Origin of the sequence: Promicromonospora citrea (genome assembly GCF_013004695.1) — a bacterium.
GTDB lineage: Bacteria > Actinomycetota > Actinomycetes > Actinomycetales > Cellulomonadaceae > Promicromonospora > Promicromonospora citrea.
On sequence record NZ_JABEMG010000043.1, the window covers coordinates 1 to 17,608 of the forward strand.

Annotated in this window: 13 protein-coding genes; 9 read left to right on the forward strand and 4 right to left on the reverse strand. The window is 73.9% G+C overall.

Annotated features, from left to right (window positions below; genetic code table 11):
- The first annotated feature begins 421 nt into the window (after nucleotides 1-421).
- From HLB15_RS10420 to HLB15_RS10430, 3 genes are all read left to right on the forward strand, one after another.
- A complete protein-coding gene (locus HLB15_RS10420) occupies nucleotides 422-2,374 on the forward strand; it encodes an anthranilate synthase family protein (RefSeq protein WP_171105311.1) in 1,953 nt (650 codons plus the stop codon).
- Between the two features lie 79 nt (nucleotides 2,375-2,453).
- Nucleotides 2,454-2,969 carry a MarR family winged helix-turn-helix transcriptional regulator gene (locus tag HLB15_RS10425; RefSeq protein ID WP_229785752.1) on the forward strand — a complete coding sequence of 172 codons (516 nt, stop codon included), beginning with the start codon at nucleotides 2,454-2,456 and terminating at the stop codon, nucleotides 2,967-2,969.
- A 96-nt stretch (nucleotides 2,970-3,065) separates the two neighbouring features.
- On the forward strand, nucleotides 3,066-3,980 hold the full coding sequence (locus HLB15_RS10430) for a TIGR03619 family F420-dependent LLM class oxidoreductase (RefSeq protein WP_171105313.1): 915 nt from the start codon (nucleotides 3,066-3,068) through the stop codon (nucleotides 3,978-3,980).
- Nucleotides 3,981-4,001: 21 nt separating this feature from the next.
- Here HLB15_RS10430 and HLB15_RS10435 read toward each other — a convergent pair whose 3' ends face one another.
- The gene (locus tag HLB15_RS10435; protein ID WP_171105315.1) at nucleotides 4,002-4,577 is read right to left on the reverse strand and encodes a TetR/AcrR family transcriptional regulator; all 576 of its coding nucleotides are present in this window, start codon (nucleotides 4,575-4,577) and stop codon (nucleotides 4,002-4,004) included.
- A gap of 70 nt (nucleotides 4,578-4,647) precedes the next feature.
- On the opposite strand from HLB15_RS10435, the gene HLB15_RS10440 reads away from it, so the two are divergent.
- Both HLB15_RS10440 and HLB15_RS10445 read left to right on the forward strand, forming a co-directional pair.
- Nucleotides 4,648-5,541: an NADP-dependent oxidoreductase gene (locus HLB15_RS10440; RefSeq protein WP_171105317.1), complete on the forward strand. Its 894-nt coding sequence runs from the start codon at nucleotides 4,648-4,650 to the stop codon at nucleotides 5,539-5,541.
- A 102-nt stretch (nucleotides 5,542-5,643) separates the two neighbouring features.
- A complete protein-coding gene (locus tag HLB15_RS10445; RefSeq protein ID WP_171105318.1) occupies nucleotides 5,644-6,297 on the forward strand; it encodes a hypothetical protein in 654 nt (217 codons plus the stop codon).
- A gap of 75 nt (nucleotides 6,298-6,372) precedes the next feature.
- Here HLB15_RS10445 and HLB15_RS10450 read toward each other — a convergent pair whose 3' ends face one another.
- Nucleotides 6,373-6,855 (reverse strand): NUDIX hydrolase, encoded by a 483-nt coding sequence (locus tag HLB15_RS10450; protein WP_171105320.1) that lies wholly within the window; start codon nucleotides 6,853-6,855, stop codon nucleotides 6,373-6,375.
- Between the two features lie 549 nt (nucleotides 6,856-7,404).
- Between HLB15_RS10450 and arfB the strand changes: the two genes are divergently transcribed.
- From arfB to HLB15_RS10465, 3 genes are all read left to right on the forward strand, one after another.
- Entirely contained in the window at nucleotides 7,405-7,851 is a 447-nt protein-coding gene (gene arfB / locus HLB15_RS10455) for an alternative ribosome rescue aminoacyl-tRNA hydrolase ArfB (protein ID WP_171105323.1), read from the forward strand.
- A 91-nt stretch (nucleotides 7,852-7,942) separates the two neighbouring features.
- Nucleotides 7,943-9,328 carry an FAD-binding oxidoreductase gene (locus HLB15_RS10460; protein ID WP_171105324.1) on the forward strand — a complete coding sequence of 462 codons (1,386 nt, stop codon included), beginning with the start codon at nucleotides 7,943-7,945 and terminating at the stop codon, nucleotides 9,326-9,328.
- A gap of 117 nt (nucleotides 9,329-9,445) precedes the next feature.
- Entirely contained in the window at nucleotides 9,446-12,712 is a 3,267-nt protein-coding gene (locus HLB15_RS10465) for a family 78 glycoside hydrolase catalytic domain (RefSeq protein WP_171105327.1), read from the forward strand.
- 108 nt (nucleotides 12,713-12,820) lie between these two features.
- On the opposite strand, the gene HLB15_RS10470 is transcribed toward HLB15_RS10465, so the two are convergent.
- Complete coding sequence (locus HLB15_RS10470) at nucleotides 12,821-13,267, reverse strand: GNAT family N-acetyltransferase (protein ID WP_171105329.1); 447 nt, start codon at nucleotides 13,265-13,267, stop codon at nucleotides 12,821-12,823.
- A gap of 81 nt (nucleotides 13,268-13,348) precedes the next feature.
- Here HLB15_RS10470 and HLB15_RS10475 point away from each other — a divergent pair, with 81 nt between their 5' ends.
- The gene (locus tag HLB15_RS10475; protein ID WP_171105331.1) at nucleotides 13,349-13,888 is read left to right on the forward strand and encodes a GNAT family N-acetyltransferase; all 540 of its coding nucleotides are present in this window, start codon (nucleotides 13,349-13,351) and stop codon (nucleotides 13,886-13,888) included.
- Between the two features lie 85 nt (nucleotides 13,889-13,973).
- Here HLB15_RS10475 and HLB15_RS10480 read toward each other — a convergent pair whose 3' ends face one another.
- The gene (locus HLB15_RS10480) at nucleotides 13,974-17,381 is read right to left on the reverse strand and encodes a CARDB domain-containing protein (protein WP_171105333.1); all 3,408 of its coding nucleotides are present in this window, start codon (nucleotides 17,379-17,381) and stop codon (nucleotides 13,974-13,976) included.
- Nucleotides 17,382-17,608: the final 227 nt, after the last annotated feature.

Consider the following 17,608-nt stretch of genomic DNA (forward strand, 5'->3'; position numbering starts at 1 on the left):
CGCCCCCGCAGCGTTGTCGATCGAACGCGCCACCTCCTGGTACTCCTGCCCACCAGCAAGCACCAGCACCGGATCACCCGGCGTCGGATCAGCATCCAACCCCACCGGCGACCAATCCGACGGCCTCGACATCGCCCACCCCTGTTGTCCGTACCGACCACGATCCGGACGGACATTATGGGAGAACTCGCACGTCAGGCAACGGAAATGCGCCGCCTGTGGACACCCCGCCCGGGCCCGGCTACCGTTCCTGCCATGACGTCGCCCCGCATCTGCCTCGACTGGTGGCCCGCCGACTAGGCGGGCTCGCGACGCATCCACTCACACGTCCACGACCGCCTCGCCCCGGGGCGGTCGTTCTCGTTCTCCGACGAGGACCTTCGGTCCGGGCAGGGCAGCCCGCACCAGAAAGGTCCCGCGCATGCATCCCCTCCTCGACCGCGTCCTCGCCTCCGACGGGTCGCTCCCCTTCGCGCTCCTGCGCCGCCACGGCGGCACCGACGTCGAGGTGCTGACCGGCGACGTCGTCGACGCCGACCTGCTCGGCGACATCCCCCTCGACGGCGCGCCCGTGCTCGCCGTCGTCCCCTTCCGGCAGGCCCGCGAGCGCGGCTTCACCGTGCACGACGACGGCGCGCCGCTGCGCTGCCTCGTGGTGCGCGAGAGCGAGCGCGTGCCCCTGGCCGACGCGCTGGCCACGCTCCCGCCCGAGCCGGTCCCCGCCGAGCCGCTCGGCTTCGACATCGCGGACGACGAGTACGCGGGGATGGTGCGCCGCGTGATCGACGACGAGATCGGCCAGGGCGCCGGCGCCAACTTCGTGCTGATGCGCCGCTTCGAGGCCCGCACGGATGCTCCGCCGGTGGCCACGCTGACGTCGTGGTTCCGGGCGCTGCTCGTGCACGAGGTCGGCTCGTACTGGACGTTCGCCGTGCACGCCCCGGCACCGCACGGGGCGCAGGGCCCGGCCGCCGCGGGGGTCTCGCTGGCGGGGGCGACGCCCGAGCGGCACCTGACGCTCCAGGACGGCGTGGCCCGGATGAACCCCATCAGCGGCACGTACCGCCACCCGGTCACGGGCCCGACCCGCGAGGGCGTGCTGGAGTTCCTGCGCGACACCAAGGAGAACGAGGAGCTCTTCATGGTGGTCGACGAGGAGATGAAGATGATGAGCGCCCTGTGCCCGGACGGTGGCCGCATCCTCGGCCCGTACCTCAAGCAGATGGCGCGCCTGAGCCACACCGAGTACCTGCTGGAGGGCCGCACCGCCGCCGACCCGCGTGACGCGCTCCGCCTGACGATGTTCGCGCCGACGGTCACCGGCTCGCCGATGGAGAACGCGTGCACCGTCATCGCGCGGCACGAGACGCGCCCGCGCGGCTACTACTCCGGCTTCCTCGCCCTGTTCGAACCGGCGCCGGGCGCCGGACCCACCGCCTACTCCCTCGACGCGCCCATCCTCATCCGCACGGCCTACCTGCACGGCGACGGTCGCGTGTCCGTCCCGGCCGGCGCGACGCTCGTGCGGCACTCGGTGCCGGAGCACGAGGTCGCCGAGACCCACGCGAAGGCGGCAGGCGTGCTCGCCTCGCTCGGGCTGGTCGAGCGCGGCGCCGGGCCGGACGCCGTCGTCGACCTCACCGCGCAGGACGGCGTGGCCGAGGCGCTGACGGTACGCAACCGGCAGCTCGCCGAGTTCTGGGTGCGGCCGCAGGACGACGCGCCCGCCGTCGTGGACGCCTCACCGCTCTCCGGGCGCAGCGTGCTGGTCGTCGACCACGAGGACCAGTTCACGACCATGCTGGCCCACCAGCTGCGACACCTCGGCATGGACGCGCGCGTGGTGCGGTGGGACGCGGTGACGGACGTGCTCGCCGACGACCTGGTCGTCCTCGGCCCCGGCCCGGGCGACCCGCGCGACGCCACCGACCCGCGCATCGCCGCCGTCGCCCGCCGGGTCGAGGAGCGGGTCGGGGCCGGGCGGCCCCTGCTCGCGGTGTGCCTGAGCCACCAGGTGCTCGCGGGGCTGGCCGGGTTCCCGGTGCGCCCGCTGCGCGCGCCGCGTCAGGGGGTGCGGCTCGAGTCCGACGTGTTCGGGACGCGGGCCGCGGTCGGCTACTACAACACCTTCGGCGCAGCGGTCACGACGCTCTCGGCGGCGGACGCCGGGACACCGGTGGCTCGGCTGGCCCTCGAGCCGTCCGTCGACGCCGAGGGCGTGGTCACGTCGCTGCGGGGGCCCGGCGTCGCGTCGGTCCAGGGGCACCTGGAGTCGGTGCTGTCGTCGGACGGCTTCGCTGTGCTGGAGTCCGCCGTCCGGCACGCGCTCGGCGTCGCCGACCGGGCGGTTCCCGGCGCCCTGCGCGCGTCCTGACCGCGGTGCCGAGCGCTGTGCCTCCCGGCCCGGCCTGGGCCGGGGGCACGGCACGGCCGCGGTCGGTACCCTGGGCGCCGTGAAAGACGCCGGGCAGGACCAGGACGAGCCGCGCTGGCTGACGACCGAGGAGAACGAGGCCTGGGTCGCGCTGTCCTGGCTGATGCTCAAGCTGCCCGGCGCGATCGAGGCGCAGCTCCAGCGGGACGACGGGCTCACGTTCTTCGACTACATCGTGCTCGCGGCACTCTCCATGTCCCCCGGCCGGAGCATGCGGATGAGCGACCTCGCCGAGTTCGCGAACGGGTCCCTGTCGCGGCTCTCGAACGTCGCCAAGCGCCTCGAGGCCCGCGGCCTGCTCGTGCGCGCCCCGTCGCCGTGCAACGGCCGCATCACCGTGGCGACGCTCACCGACGAGGGCATGGCCGTCGTCGTGAAGGCGGCCCCCGGCCACGTCGAGACCGTGCGCCGGTACGTGTTCGACGGGCTCGAGCACGAGCACGTCACGGCGCTGACCGAGATCGGCCGGCGCATCGCCGCGCAGGTGGAGCCCGGCCGCGTGTGGCCTCCTTCGTCCGACCGCGTGGCGCGCTGACGACCACCGCCCTCTTCCCAGGAGTCTTCGCCCCTGTTGACTTCAAGCTTGAAGCGTTCCTAGGATCGAGGCACCCACCAGCGGAAAGAGCACATCGTGAAGCTTGGCATCATGCTGCCCGTCTCGGGCCCTCACGCCTCCCCCGAGGCCATCACGACCATCGCGCAGGAGGCGGAACGGCTCGACTACGACTCCCTGTGGACCTACGAGCGCGTGCTGCGTCCCACCGCCCCGGCCCTCCCCGGCCCCGACGGGACCCTCCAGCCGGTCTCGGAGATCTACCGGACCGTGTACGAACCGCTCCAGACCCTCAGCCACGTCGCGGCTCTCACGAGCCGCATCACGCTCGGCACGAGCATCATCAGCGTGCTGCTACACCCGCCCGTGGTGCTGGCGCGCCGCTTCGCGACGCTCGACCGGTTCAGCGGGGGCGGGCGCGTGGTCGCGGGCGTCGGCCAGGGTTCGCTGCCGCAGGAGTTCGCGACCGCCAACGTGCCGTGGAAGCGGCGCGGCGCGGGGCTGGACGACGCGGTCGCGGCCATGCGAGCCGCCTGGGGCCCCGACCCCGTCGAGCACGAGGGCCGCTTCTACTCGATCGAGTCGTCCGAGATCAACCCCAAGCCCCTGCAGCCCATCCCGATCGTCATGGGCGCGTTCACCGACGCGGGCGTCGACCGCGCTGCTCGCATCGCCGACGGCATCACGCCGGTGACCCTGTCGCGGGAGCACGTCCTCGGCCTCGCCGCGCGGTTCCGCGAGGGTGCCGCACGCAACGGCCGGGACGGCGCGGCCCTCACGGTGACGGCCCAGTCGAACGCGCCGATCGTCGCGACGCCGACCGACGGTGAGCGCTCGTTCCTCGGCGGGACGCCGAAGGAGATCGCCGCGGACATCGAGACGCTGTGGGGCCACGGGATCGACGCCGTGATGTTCGCCTGGCCCTCGCCCGAGCCGCCGGACGTGCAGGTCGAGCTGCTCGAGGAGCTCCGCACGCTCGTTCCGCGCGACTGACGGGCCGGGTCGACCGCCCGATCAGGAGGACCCGGCCGCCGCCCACGCGGCGTCGATCATGTCGAACACCTCGTCGACAGCAGCGGCCGGGTCCTCGGCAGTGCGCGCGACGCCGAACGCGTCGACGACGAACCGCGCGAGCGCCCGCCGGGCCGCCTCACCGCGGTCCGGTGCCGCCGTCGCCAGCGCCTCCGCGAGCGCCTCCGCGTGCCGCTGGCGCATCGCCACCTCGTACCGGCGCAACGCTTCCGTCGCGTCGATCATGCGCCAGAGGCCGGCCGCCTCCCCCGCCGTGCAGTGCCGCACCAGGGCGTGGGTCTCACGGCGCAGCGCCGCCACCAGACCCTCGCCGGGCTCCCGCGCCGTGGCCGCGGCGACCAGGCGCTGCTCGAAGCTCTCGTCCTGGTCGAAGACGAGCGCCTCCTTGGAGGCGAAGTGGGAGAACAGGGTCGTCACCGCGACGTCCGCCTCGGCGGCCACGTCTCGGATCCCGACCGCGTCGTAGCCCCGCTCGAAGAAGAGCCGCAGCGCTGCGTCGGCGATGGTGCGGCGGGTCGCGGCCTTCTTGCGCTCCCGCCGGCCCGGCGTCTCGGTCATACGCACACCCTATCAACCCCGAAGACGTATCCGATCCGAAACACTAACGGGTAGTGATAGCGTCGGCGCCATGAAGAAGGTGAGCTTCGCCAGGTACGGCGGTCCTGAGGTCCTGGAGCTGGTCGACGCCCCGGAGCCGCACGCGGGTCCGGGGCAGATCCGCGTGGCCGTGTGCGCGGCCGGCGTCATCCCGCACGACTGGCGGCAGCGGGCGGGGCAGTTTCGCGGGTCGGCGCCGCTCACTCTGCCCGCGGGCGTCGGGCAGGACGCGTCCGGGATCGTCGACGAGGTGGGCGAGGGCGTGACGGACGTGGCGGTCGGCGACCGGGTCTTCGGCCGGGGGCGCGAGACGTACGCCGAGCACGCGGTGCTGCGCGCGTGGGCCCTCGCCCCGGACGCCCTCCCCCTGGAGGAGGCCGCCGGGTACCCGTCGCCCGTCGAGACGGCGCTGCGGACCCTCGAGCAGGTCGGTGTCCGACCCGGTGAGACGCTGCTGGTCAGCGGCGCGGCAGGGGGCGTGGGGTCAGCCGTGCTGCAGGTCGCACGCGCCCGCGGCGTCGCCGTGATCGGCACGGCGAGCACCGCGAACCAGGACTACGTGCGCGACCTGGGCGCCACCCCCACGACGTACGACGCGGGGTGGCCCGGCCGGGTGCGCGCGCTGGGCCGGGTCGACGCCGCGCTCGACCTCGCGGGTGCCGGTGTGCTCCGGGAGCTGGTCGAGCTCACGGGCGACCCGGACCGCGTGGTGTCCGTCGCGGACCTCACCGCGCCCGAGCTCGGGGTGCGGTTCTCCGGTGTGGCGGGCGACGTGCGTGCGGCCCTGGCGCGCGGCGCCGAGCTGGTCACCGCCGGGCGGCTCCACCTCCCGGTCGAGCGGGTCTACACGTTCGCGGACGCCGCCCGCGCGCACGCCGACAGCCAGGCCGGGCACGCGCGCGGGCGACGCGTCATCGTCCCCTGAGCGCCTCGGCCGGTGCGGCGCGAGGTGGCGAGGCTGCGCGGTGCGGCCGCCTGACCTGCGCGGACGCACAACCTTTCCGCCGGGTGGTGCGTCTGAGAAGGCATGACACCGACACAGAAGAAGGTTCGTACCGCCCTGCTGACCGCCGCGCTCGCCGTCGGCCTCGCCGCCGGCACCACCACGGCCGCCGTCGCGAGCCCCTCCGGCATCGCCTGCTCGGTCGCCTCGGCCCACGCCCCGTCCGTCGCGGCGGGCCTGTCCGGCTGCGACCCCGTCGGCATCCCGATCGACCTGGGCGAGCCGACCGAGGGCGCGACCGACACGTGGCAGGCGACCGACACGGCGGGCGTCGGCTACCTGGTGCCCGGCGACTGGACCGGCGAGGCGGTCGTGGGCGACGGCGGACCGGGCCACGAGTGGACCTCGCCCGAGGTCGCCGCCTCCACCGAGTGGGGCGAGCAGCACTGGCGGATCCTCGTCCAGTCGCCGTTCGTCGACCAGGAGATGCCGGACCCCGAGTGGCTGAACGAGATCGGCTTCTACGCGCAGTACATCGAGGTCGACGGCGCCTCGGAGGCCGTGCTCGTGGCCGCGCAGAAGGGCCACTGGGCCGACCCCACGGTCGAGACGATCGACTTCGAGGTGTACGTCGAGTCGGAGACGACGGGCGTCGTCACCCGCTTCATGGGCGAGCTGCCCGGCGGCGAGAAGGGCCAGTTCCTGCTGGACAACTTCGTGCCGACGATCGAGCCCTGACACCCACCCACCCTGCCGCGCGACGGGCCCTGCCGGTGATCCGGCAGGGCCCGTCGTGCGCGGCCGCGCGCGGCCTCAGGACGCGAGGGCCGCGGCCAGCCGGTCCACGAACGCCCCCTGGGCGCTGACGACGAGCCGGCGCGCGTCGTCGGGCGGGAACCAGGCGACCCGGTCGATCTCCGGGATCTCCAGGCGCCGCCCCGAGCGCGGGGGCCACTCGATCTCGATCGTGTTGCTGCGCGCCCGGGTCAGGTCCAGCCCCGGCTCCGGCCACGCACGCGCCCAGGCGTGCACCACCTTGCCCGCGCGCTGCCGGACCTCGCCGAGCGGCACGTCGGGCACGGACGCCGTCGGCAGGTCGAGCCCGAGCTCCTCCGCGGCCTCGCGCAGCGCCGCCGCGTGCGGGTCCTCGCCGGGCTCGAGCTCACCCTTGAGCAGGGTCCACGCCCCCGCGTCCTTGCGCGCCCAGAACGGGCCGCCCATGTGCCCGAGCAGCACCTCGAACCCGCCGCCGGCGGTCCGCCGGTAGAGCAGCAGCCCCGCGCTCGTCGTCGCCATGAGGCCAGTGTCACCCGTCCCCCGCGGGCCCGCGACTGTCGCCCGGGGCCACTATCACGGCGCCGCTCATTTCGCGCTTTAACAATCAATATCCCCTTCACGTTGCACTGTCCGGCTCGCCTACTTAACGTATAGAACGCGAACACCGTTCGACTCACGGGCAAACGTCCGTGATCCCCAATTAACAAGAAGGAGCTCGCACATGAGCCTCATCGACATCGTCGCCAACCTGGTCTGCAACCTGGGTCTCACCGTCGCCCAGGTGCTGTGCCTGCTGGGTCTCTGACCTGGTAGGACACCCAGGTCTGCGGGAGTCGATCCCCCAGCAGGAGAGCTCCCCCACGGTCGCCCGTGGGGGAGCTCTTCCCTGAGCGCACCTTTTTCTGCGCCGCGGTGCGCACGAGGAAGCCGCAATTGCGCGAGCGCATTTCTCGCGCCTCGGCTGGAAATTTCCTGGCGCCTTTTATAGATAGCCCCGGCACGCCGTGCCGGGGCCTGTCGGCGTGCCCGCAGGCTCTCCTGCGCCCGCCGATGCGCGAGGATGGACGCATGCCCTCGCCCGCCCGCCCCGGCCTCGCCGTCACACCCGCCCTGACCATCCCCCGGGCCGAGCTCACCGAGCGGTTCTCCCGGTCGTCCGGCCCGGGCGGGCAGGGCGTCAACACGACCGACTCGCGCGTCGAGCTGTCGTGGGACGTGCAGGGGTCCACGGTGCTGAACGACGCGCAGCGGCAGCGCCTCACGGAGCGGCTCGCAGCGCGGCTGACCGACGGCGTCCTCACCGTCGTCGCCTCGGAGCACCGGGAGCAGCGGCGCAACCGCGCCGCCGCCGCGGCCCGCCTCGCCGCGCTCGTCGCGGACGCGCTGGCCCCCGGACCCCGCACCCGCAGGCCCACCCGGGCGACCCGCGGCTCGCAGGAGCGGCGGCTGGCCGCCAAGAAGCAGCGCTCGGACACCAAGCGCCTGCGCTCGGCACGACCGGGCCGCGAGGACTGACCCCGGGCCCGGCGTACCCCGATCAGCAGACGGTGGCGCTCACGTGCGCGGCCGGGGCGGAGCGCGGTGGGCGGGATACGATCCCAGACCGATGACCCGCACCGACCTCCCCGCGGCCCTCCGGACCGCCCTGCCCGCCGGCACCGTCCTCACCGACGGTGCCGAGCTCGACCGCTACGCCCACGACGACGCCGAGTGGGCCGCCTACGCGACGCCCGCCGCCGTCGTGCTCGCGACGAGCCTGGAGGACGTCGTGACCACCGTGCGCACCGCCGCGGAGCACGGTGCCCCCGTGGTGCCGCGCGGGGCGGGCACCGGCCTGTCCGGCGGGGCCAACGCCGTCGCGGGCTGCGTCGTGCTGTCGCTCGAGCGCATGACGGCGATCCGCGAGGTGAACGTGGCGGAGCGCTATGCCGTCGTCGAGGCGGGCGTGCTCAACGACGACCTGCGCCGGCACGTCGCCGCCCACGGCCTCTGGTACCCGCCGGACCCGGCGAGCCAGGCGATCTCGACCATCGGCGGCAACGTCGCCACGAACGCCGGCGGCCTGTGCTGCGTCAAGTACGGCGTGACGCGGGACTACGTGCTGGGCATGACCGTCGTGCTCGCGGACGGCTCGGTCGCCCGCCTCGGCCGCACCACGGCCAAGGGCGTGACGGGGTACGACCTCACCGGACTCATGGTCGGGTCGGAGGGCACGCTCGGCGTCGTCGTCGACGTCACCCTCGCGCTGCGCCCGCTCGCCGGGCGCGAGGACCGGGCCGTCGTCGGCTGGTTCGGCTCGCTCTCCGACGCCGGGGACGCCGTCGCCGCCGTCTCGGCCGCCGGGATCGTGCCCGCGGCGCTCGAGCTCATCGACCGGACGTGCGTGCGCGCCGTCGCGGACTGGCAGGGCTGGACCCTGCCCGACGGCGCCGCCGCGCTGCTGCTGGCCAAGGTCGACGAGCCGGGCGCGGCGGGCGAGGAACTGGCCGACCGGGTCGCCGCGCACCTCGCGGACGCGGGCAGCCTCCGGGTCGAGCGCGCCGTCACCCCGGAGGACGCCGACCGCCTGTTCCTCGCCCGCCGGCTCGCCTACCCCGCGCTGGAGCGGCTCGGCCCCGTGCTCACCGAGGACGTGTGCGTGCCGCGCGGGGCCGTCGCGGAGATGCTCGGCCGGATCGAGCGCATCGCCCGCGAGGCCGACGTCGTGATCGCGAACATCGCGCACGCCGGGGACGGCAACCTGCACCCGCTCATCATCGCGCCCGAGGGCGACGACGCCGCCAAGGCGCGGGCCGAGGTCGCGTTCGACCGGATCGTCGACGAGTGCCGGGCGCTGGGCGGCACGGTCACGGGCGAGCACGGCGTGGGCCTGCTCAAGCTGGCGGGCGCGGCACAGGAGCTGAGCCCGGTGGCGCTCGCGATGCACCGCGCGATCAAGGACGCGCTGGACCCGCAGGGCCTGCTCAACCCCGGCAAGGCGTTCCCGGGCTGAGGCGGCGGCTGCGGCCCGCCAGGCCCTGGTCAGGACGAGAGGTCGCACCTACACTGGCTGGCGCGTGTTTGAAACGTTGCAATGGAGCTCGCTTCACCGCCCACGCCTGGAGGCGCCATGACCCTGGACCGCAGACTGTTCCTCAAGACCGCCGGCGTCGCGTCCACCGCCGCCACCCTGCCCGCCGTGATCCCCGCGGGTGCCGCCGCGCGGCCGCAGCCCGGCGGCGGGCACGGCGGCCGGGTGCGGCTGACCGACCCGCTCGTGGAGAAGAAGGCGACACCGCTCGGGATCGACGTCGACCGGCCCCGGTTCTCGTGGACGATCGAGGCGGACGGCCGCGGCGTGGAGCAGACGTCGTACCGGCTGCGGGTCACGGAGGCCGGGCCGGGCGGGCGTACGGTCTGGGACAGCGGTGTCGTGCGGTCGGCCGAGTCGGCGAACGTCGCCTACGACGGGCCGGCGCTGCGCGCCGCCACCGAGCACACGTGGCGCGTCGACGTCGTCACCACGCACGGCGGCGCGTCGACGACCTCGACGTTCCGCACGGGCCTGCACGCCGAGGAGGACTGGGGCGGCGCGCGCTGGATCGGCAACGAGCGGCGGCGGGGCGAGGTCACCGACCTGCGGTTCGACGGCGCGATCTGGATGTGGCTCGCCGACGGCGAGCTGCCCGGCGCCGACCGCATGTTCCGGGTCGGCCACGCCGCGCCCGAGGGGACGACGGCGACCCGCGCGGAGGTGCTGATCACGGCCGACGACGCGTTCACGCTCTGGGTCGACGGCGTCGAGGTCGGCGCGACCGAGGCCGTCGAGAACGGCTGGCAGTCCTCACAGTTCTACGACGCCGAGGTGTCGGGCTCGCGCACCGTCGTCGCCGTGCGCGGCAGCAACGACGCGGTGAGCGCGGGCGCGGTGCTCGCCGTCGTCCGCCTCACGTACGACGACGGCTCGACCGCGCTGCTCACCTCGGGCGCCGGGTGGAAGGCCGCGACCGATGCCCCCGACGACTTCGCACGACCCGACCTCGACGACTCCGGCTGGGCGCCCGCGCAGGAGATCGCGGCGTACGGGTCCGGGCCGTGGGGCAGCGGCGTCCGGCTGCCGGTGCGTGACCCGTTGCCCGCGCCGCTGCTGCGCCGGGAGCTCGAGGTGGGTCCGCGCCTCGAGCGCGCGACCCTGTACCTGGCCGCGGGCGGGTACGCGAACGTGTCGCTCAACGGCAGGCCCGCCGACGATCAGGTGCTCGCCCCGGGCTTCACCGACTACGACGACACCGTGCAGTACACCGCGACCGACCTCACGCGACGGCTGCGCCGGGGCCGCAACGTGCTCGGCATCGAGCTGGGCCGCGGGTTCTACGGGATGACGGGCGGCAACGTCTGGCGGTGGGAGTCGCCGCCGTGGCACGACGAGCCCGTCGTCCGCGCGGTGCTGCACCTGCGGTACGCGGGCGGGCGCGTCGAGCGCGTGGTGACCGACACCTCCTGGCGCCTGCACGACGGCCCCACGGTGTTCGACGACCTGTACGGCGGCGAGGCGTACGACGCGCGCCGGACCGTGCCGGGCTGGGACACGGTCGGGTTCGACGACGCCGCGTGGACGGCCGCCGCCGAGGCACCGGGCCCGCGCGGCGTGCTGGTCAACCAGCGGCAGCAGCCGATCACCGTCGCGGAGTCCCTGCCCGCGGTCGAGGTGACGGAGCCCGAGCCCGGCGTGTACGTCGTGAAGTTCCCGCGCGTGATCGCGGGCTGGGTGCGGTACACCGTGACCGGCCCCGCCGGCGCGACGGTGCGGGCCCTGCACGGCGAGAAGCTCACCGAGGGGGGCCGCGTGAACGCGGCCAACAACGGCGGGTTCCAGGCCGGGTTCCAGACGGACCGGTTCACGCTCGCCGGGACCGGCAGGCCCGAGACGTGGGAGCCGAGGTTCTCCTACAAGGGCTTCCAGTACATCGAGGTGACCGGCTGGCCGCAGGACGGCCCGCCGCCGCTGTCGGCGTTCACCGCACGCGTGGTGCACACGGCCGCGGCGGAGACGGGCCGGTTCGACAGCTCGAGCCGGATCATGAACCGGGTCCACCGCGCCGTGGTCGACACGATGAAGAACAACCTCCACGGGATCCCGACCGACACCCCGATGTTCGAGAAGAACGGCTGGACCGGCGACGCCGCCCTCGGTGCCGAGATGTTCCTGCTCAACCTCGATACGCACGAGCTGTTCGCCAAGTGGCTGCGCGACGTGCACGAGACGCGCGACGACCAGGGCCGCCCGCTCGTCATCGCCCCCAGCTCCGGCGACTGGGGCGAGTGGGGCGTGTGCCCGCCGTGGCACGCGGCCTACGTGATGATCCCCTGGTGGCTGTACCAGTACGGCGGCGACACCCGCGTGCTGACCGAGTGCTACGACGGGATGAAGCGCTACGTCGACCTCGAGCTCGACCGGTCCGACGGCGGCATCGTCCCCGACGCGCGGCTCGGCGACTGGGTGAGTCCCGAGGCCAGCCCGGGCGGCGGCAACGCGCCCGAGGACCTGCGGGTCTCGGCGACGGCGTTCCTCCACGCGATGCTCGTGTCCATGCGGCGCAGCGCCGGGTTCCTCGGCAAGGCCGCCGACGTCGAGCACTTCGCCCGCGGCGCCGCCACCGTACGGGCGGCGTTCAACGACGCGTTCCTCGACCACGACGCCGGGTACTACCGCGGCACGGGCGACCGCGGGTACCGCCAGACGCACAACGTGCTCGCGGTCCAGCACGGCCTCGTGCCCGACGACGCGACCGCGCGGCGCGTGGTCGACAGCATCGTCGCCGACGTGCGCTCGCGCGGCACCACGCTCAACACCGGCGTGCTCGGCACCAAGTGGCTGCTGCCGGTGCTGACCCGGTACGGGCACGCCGACGTCGCCTACGAGCTCGCCGTCCAGACGGCGTACCCGAGCTGGGGGTACATGATCGAGAACGGGGCGACGTCGATGTGGGAGCACTGGTCGCTGGAGGCGCGCTCCTACGGGCACTACTTCCTGGGCACCGTCGACGACTGGTTCTACCAGCACGTCGCCGGCCTCCAGGCCTCGCCCGACACCGGGTTCCGCGACCTCACCGTCGCCCCCGCCGTGACGGAGCACCTCGACCGCGCGAGCGCGTCGGTCCGGACGCCGTTCGGCACCGCCGCCAGCGCCTGGCACCGCTCGGGCCGCCGGCTGCGCCTGACCGTCACGGTCCCGGTGGGCACGACGGCGACGGTGCGGGTGCCGTCCGGCGAACCCGAGGCGGTCACCGAGCAGGGCCGCCCGCTGTCCCGCGCGGAGGGCGTGACGGAGGTGACGTACGAGGCCGACGCCGCGGTGGTGCGGGTCGGGTCGGGGACGTACACGTTCGTGGCCTGACGGGTCCGGACCGATCGCTGCGGCTCGGGGACGGGCCGGCCGGCCCTCCGCGACCGACACCGGCGCCTCCCGGCGGGGAGGTGTACGGCGGGGGCGCGTCGGGCGCTGCTACACCACGAGCTCGCCGACGACCTCGCCGAACAGCTCCCCGACGGGCCGGAACCCGCACCGCAGGTAGAACTGTTCAGGGCTCGCGGGGTGCCGGGCGTCCCACAGCACGGTGATGCGGTCGACACCGCGTCGCCGGGCCTCGGCCGCGACCTCCTCCACGGCGAAGCGCCCGACGCCTCGTCCGCGCGCCGAGGACGCGACGTTGAGGCGCCAGATCCCGGCACGGAAGGCCGGCTCGTGCTCCTCGGGGTTCCAGTTGGCCATGACGAAGCCGACGACCTCGCCGTCGTCGGTGACGGCACGCGGCCACGCGGTGGGCTGCACGTAGGCCTCGGCCACGGACCAGGCCGTCGGCGCGACGGGTTCGTCGTCCCCGGGCTGCGGGGGCAGCCGGAGCACGTCGGCGATGTTCTCCGGACTCAGCTCTTCGATGCGCAGGGCCATGCACCGAACGTACGCGCCACCACTGACACTCCCGCTCGGGCCCTCTGCCGAGCGACGCCGGGGTCCGGCTATGGTGCCGGGATGGTAGACCTCGGAAGCGTCACGTGGCCGCCGGCGCCGATCCGGACCGAGCGGCTGCTGCTGCGCGAGCCCGACGCCGCCGACCGCGACGTGGTGGTGGAGCTGCACGCCTCGGCGCAGGTCAACGCCTACCTCGGCGGGGCGCTGCCGCGCGAGGAGGTCGAGCGGTCGGTGCCCGCCGTGCCGAAGGGACGCCCGGGACACTTCGTGGTGGACCGCGACGGCGGCATGATCGGTCTGGTCACGCTCGACGCCCACGACGGCGAGCACGAGGCCCCGCGCACGGCGGGCCGGATCGAGCTCGGCTACCTGTTCCTGCCGGACGTCTGGGGCAACGGGTACGCCGCGGAGGCGTGCACCGCCGCGCTCGGCTGGTTCGCGAGCGCGGTGCCCGGCGAGCCGGTGGTGCTGACCACCCAGACGGCCAACGTGCGCTCGGTGCGCCTCGCGACGCGGCTGGGGTTCGTGGAGACCGAGCGCTTCGAGGCGTACGGCGCGCAGCAGTGGTTCGGCGTCTGGACGCCACGCGCCCTCGCGTAACGGGCCGGGGACGACGTGCGGCCGCTTGCCGCGGGACCGGCCGGGCATCGACCGGTCCCGCGACGAGCGACCGCGCTCGCGAGGACTACTCCTGGGTGATCACGAACTGCGAGCCCGACTGCACCTCGATGTCACCGTCACGGGAGTTCGTGATGGTCACGTCCGACAGGGTCGCGCTGCCGCGGGCGCCGTTCATCGCGAGGATGCCGGAGCCGTTGTTCGACCTGTCGATCCGCACGCCGCTGATCCGCACGTCGGGCATGTTCCCGTCCTTGAACTGGATGCCGTCGTACGTCGAGTCGACGATGTCGGTGTCCCGGATGACCACGCCCACGATCGGGTGCGTCTGCGCGAACAGGGTGATCGCGCCGAACTCCTGGTCCTCGTTCCAGAACGCCCCGCCGGTGCGGTAGAGCCCGTTGTCGGCCACCAGCGTCGTGCCGGAGAACGGCAGCGGGCTGTGGTCGGTGGCGAGCATGATGCCGGGGTAGTTCATCGTGTCGTAGACCAGGTTGCCCTCGATCGTGTTGTCGTAGCCGCCGTAGATCGCGATGCCGTTGGCGCGCCACGGCAGCTGGACGGTGTTGTTGCGGAACGTGTTGTCGTGGCCGATGTCCACCGACTGGTCCCGCACGTACGGGTTCGCCCAGACGGCGAGCGCGTCGTCGCCCGTGTTGCGGAAGGACGAGTTGACCACGATCGAGTTGCGCGTGCCGTTGCTGAAGTTGACGCCGTCCGCGTAGGTGTTGCGGATGCGCATGCCGGACAGCTCCAGCCCGTCACCCGGACCCCACAGCTCCGGGATGTTGCTGTAGTCGCGCCCCACCCAGACCGCGACGTTGGCGTGCTCGATCCACACGTTGCTGATCTTCGTGTCCTGCCCGAAGCGCCCGTTGAGCGCGACGCCGCCCTCGGCGTCGCCGTCGCCGCCGCGGATGCGGCCGGAGCCGAAGATCGCGATGTCGGAGATCTGCACGTTGTCGTCGATGTCGAAGCCGAAGTTGCCCTCGTGCGGGTGGTTGATGCCCCCGGCGTCCTGCGGCTGGATCAGGCTGTAGAGCTGGGAGTGCCACATGCCCGCACCGCGGATGGTGACGTCGCTGATGCCGACCTGGTTGTGGGTGCCGCGGTCCTGCGGGTCGTCGGTGAGGATCTTCTTCTCCTGGCGCCACTGCCCCGCCGGGATCCACACGCAGTCGATCTCGCCGTTCTGGTCGGCGGTGACGGCCTCCTGGATGGCGTCGGCGTCGTCGATCCCGTCGTCCGGCACGGCGCCGTACTCCGTGATCGACGTGCACTGCGCGGGCTTGGACGCCGCCGGCGCCACCTCCTCCAGCTCGACGAGGTCGAGGACGTAGAACGCCGCGTCGTCGTCGGCGTCGCGCTGGAGGCGGAACTCGGTGCCGGCGGGGAACGTACGGCCCAGCAGCGCGTGCGACTCGTCGAACAGCCGCCGCGCGTCGCCGCCCGGGGTGTTGGTCAGCCCCTCGGGCTGGTCCGTGGTGCCGTAGAGCCACGAGTGCCGCGACGAGAGGGTCAGCTTCTGCACGAACTCGCCGTCCGCGTAGAGGCTGATCGTTTTCTCGAGGCCGCCGCCCGACGGCGCGTCGGGGATCGAGGCGCGCACGACGATCGAGTTGGTGGGCACCGTCGACGTGAGCTCGACGTACTGCCCGGTGCTCGTCAGCCGCACCGACTGCCGGCCCGACGACTCGGTCGCGAAGTTCGTGTGACCGAAGGTGCGCTCCGGGTCGGCCTGCAGCAGCGTGCCGGTGTACGGGCCGTCCTCCGCCTCGTACGTCGTGTACGGGACGGCGGCGCCGCGGCCGACCGTGAGCGACAGGGTGCCGGTGTTGTTGTCCTCGTTCGTCTCCGGCACGACGTCGGTCGCGTCGGCCGTCGCGGTGACGGTCACGCCGCCGTCGGCCGCGCTCCACGTACCGGACGGACGGACGGTCACCGTCTCGCCCGCCGGGACCGCCGGCGTCGTGGCGTCGAGCCGGGTCGAGCCCGCGACGACGCGCGTGACGGAGCCGGCCGCCGCCGTCTCGTCGCCGCGGTTGCGCACCTGGACGGCGAACGACACGGCGGCGCCGACGGCGGGGTTCGCCGGGTCGGAGCTCACCGAGACGACCTCGAGGTCGGGGCCGGGCGCCTCGCGCACGACGAGCGGCTGCCCGGCGGTGAACGCGTTGTCGGACTCGTCCTGCTCGGCCACCGTGTTGCCGGGATCGACGACCGCGCCGACCGTGTACTCGCCCGCCGGACGGGTGCCGGCGTCGACCTCGACCTGCGCGGACGCGCCGGGCTGCAGGGCGCCCACGTCGGCGGACCCGACCGTCGCACCGCCGAGCCGCGCATCGAGCGTCGTGGCGGCCGACGCGCGGTCGCCCGTGTTCTCGACGGTCGCGGTGACCGTCACCGGCGTCGTCGCCGTCGGCGCGGCCGGAGCGGTGCCGACCGCGGTGACGGTGAGGTTCGGACCGGGTGCGGGGGCTCCGTAGACCTCGAGCTCGGCGACCTGCCCGTTGCCTGCGCCCGTGTTGCCCGTGAAGCGCAGGCGCACGTCGGTCGCCGTGCCCGCGACGGGCACGTCCACCACGTTGCCGCTCCCCGGCGCGAAGGCACGCGCGGCGGACGGCGCGAGCTCCTGCCACGCGCCGTCGCCGGTCCGGCCGAGGACGGAGAACGTCTGCGTGCGCTGACCCCACGCACTGTCGGGGTTGAGCCGCACGCGCACGGTGCTCACCTCGGTGGGCGCCGCGAGCGCCACGTCGAGCGTCGACGGGTACTGCCCGCCCGCACCCTCCCAGTAGGTGCCGACGTCGCCGTCGACGGCGTTCTCGGCGCGGTAGACCCACTCGGTCGACGATGCCGCGGCGGGCCTGCCCTCCGCGTGGTTCGGGCCCGTCGGGTCCTCGGTCGGGTCGGTGGGGTCCGTCGGGTCGGGGTCGCCCGTCGGCGTGCCCCACACCTGCAGCTCGGAGACCTGTCCGCTGCCCGCCCCGGTGTTCGCGGTGAACACGAGGCGCACCTCGTCGGCCTCGCCGTCGAGCGGGATCTCGACGCGGTTGCCGGTCGCGGGGTCGAACGCGTGCTCCTCGGCGGCGACGAGGGTCCGGAACGCCGTGTCGCCGGCGGACCGCGCCTGCACGCTGAAGGTCTGGGTCCGCGGCTGCCACACCGCGGGCGGCGGGAGCGTGACGACGGCACGGTCGAGCGCGGCCTCCTCGCCGAGCTCGACCGTGAGGTGCGCGGGGTAGGCCCCGCCCGCGCCCTCCCAGTACGTCGCGGTGTCACCGTCGACGGCGTTGCCCGCGACGTAGCTCTGCGTCACGGACGACGCCGTCACGGGTGCGCGCAGCGCGAGGTTGGTCGCGTCGGCGGCGGAGGCGGTGCCGGCGGCGGCCAGGCCGAGCGGCGCGACGAGCGCCAGCGCGGCGCCCGCCACGACCGTGTGCCTCCAGGGTGTTCTCTTCCCGGGAATTCTCATGAACGTCCTCGTTCTCCCGCCGTGGCGGGCTCGGTCACCCGTGGGTCGCAGCGCCCGTCGAGGGCGGTCACACCCGGAGCGACATGGAAGATTTGCAGCGTGTGCACTGCTTTGTGCTCGTCGCTTGTCAATTTCTTGCAGTCTGCGGTGTGGACCTTACGGGCCGACCTCGTCGGACGTCAAGGGTTCCGGGCAGGCGGCAGCCACGCCCCGCAGGGCGGGCGGGC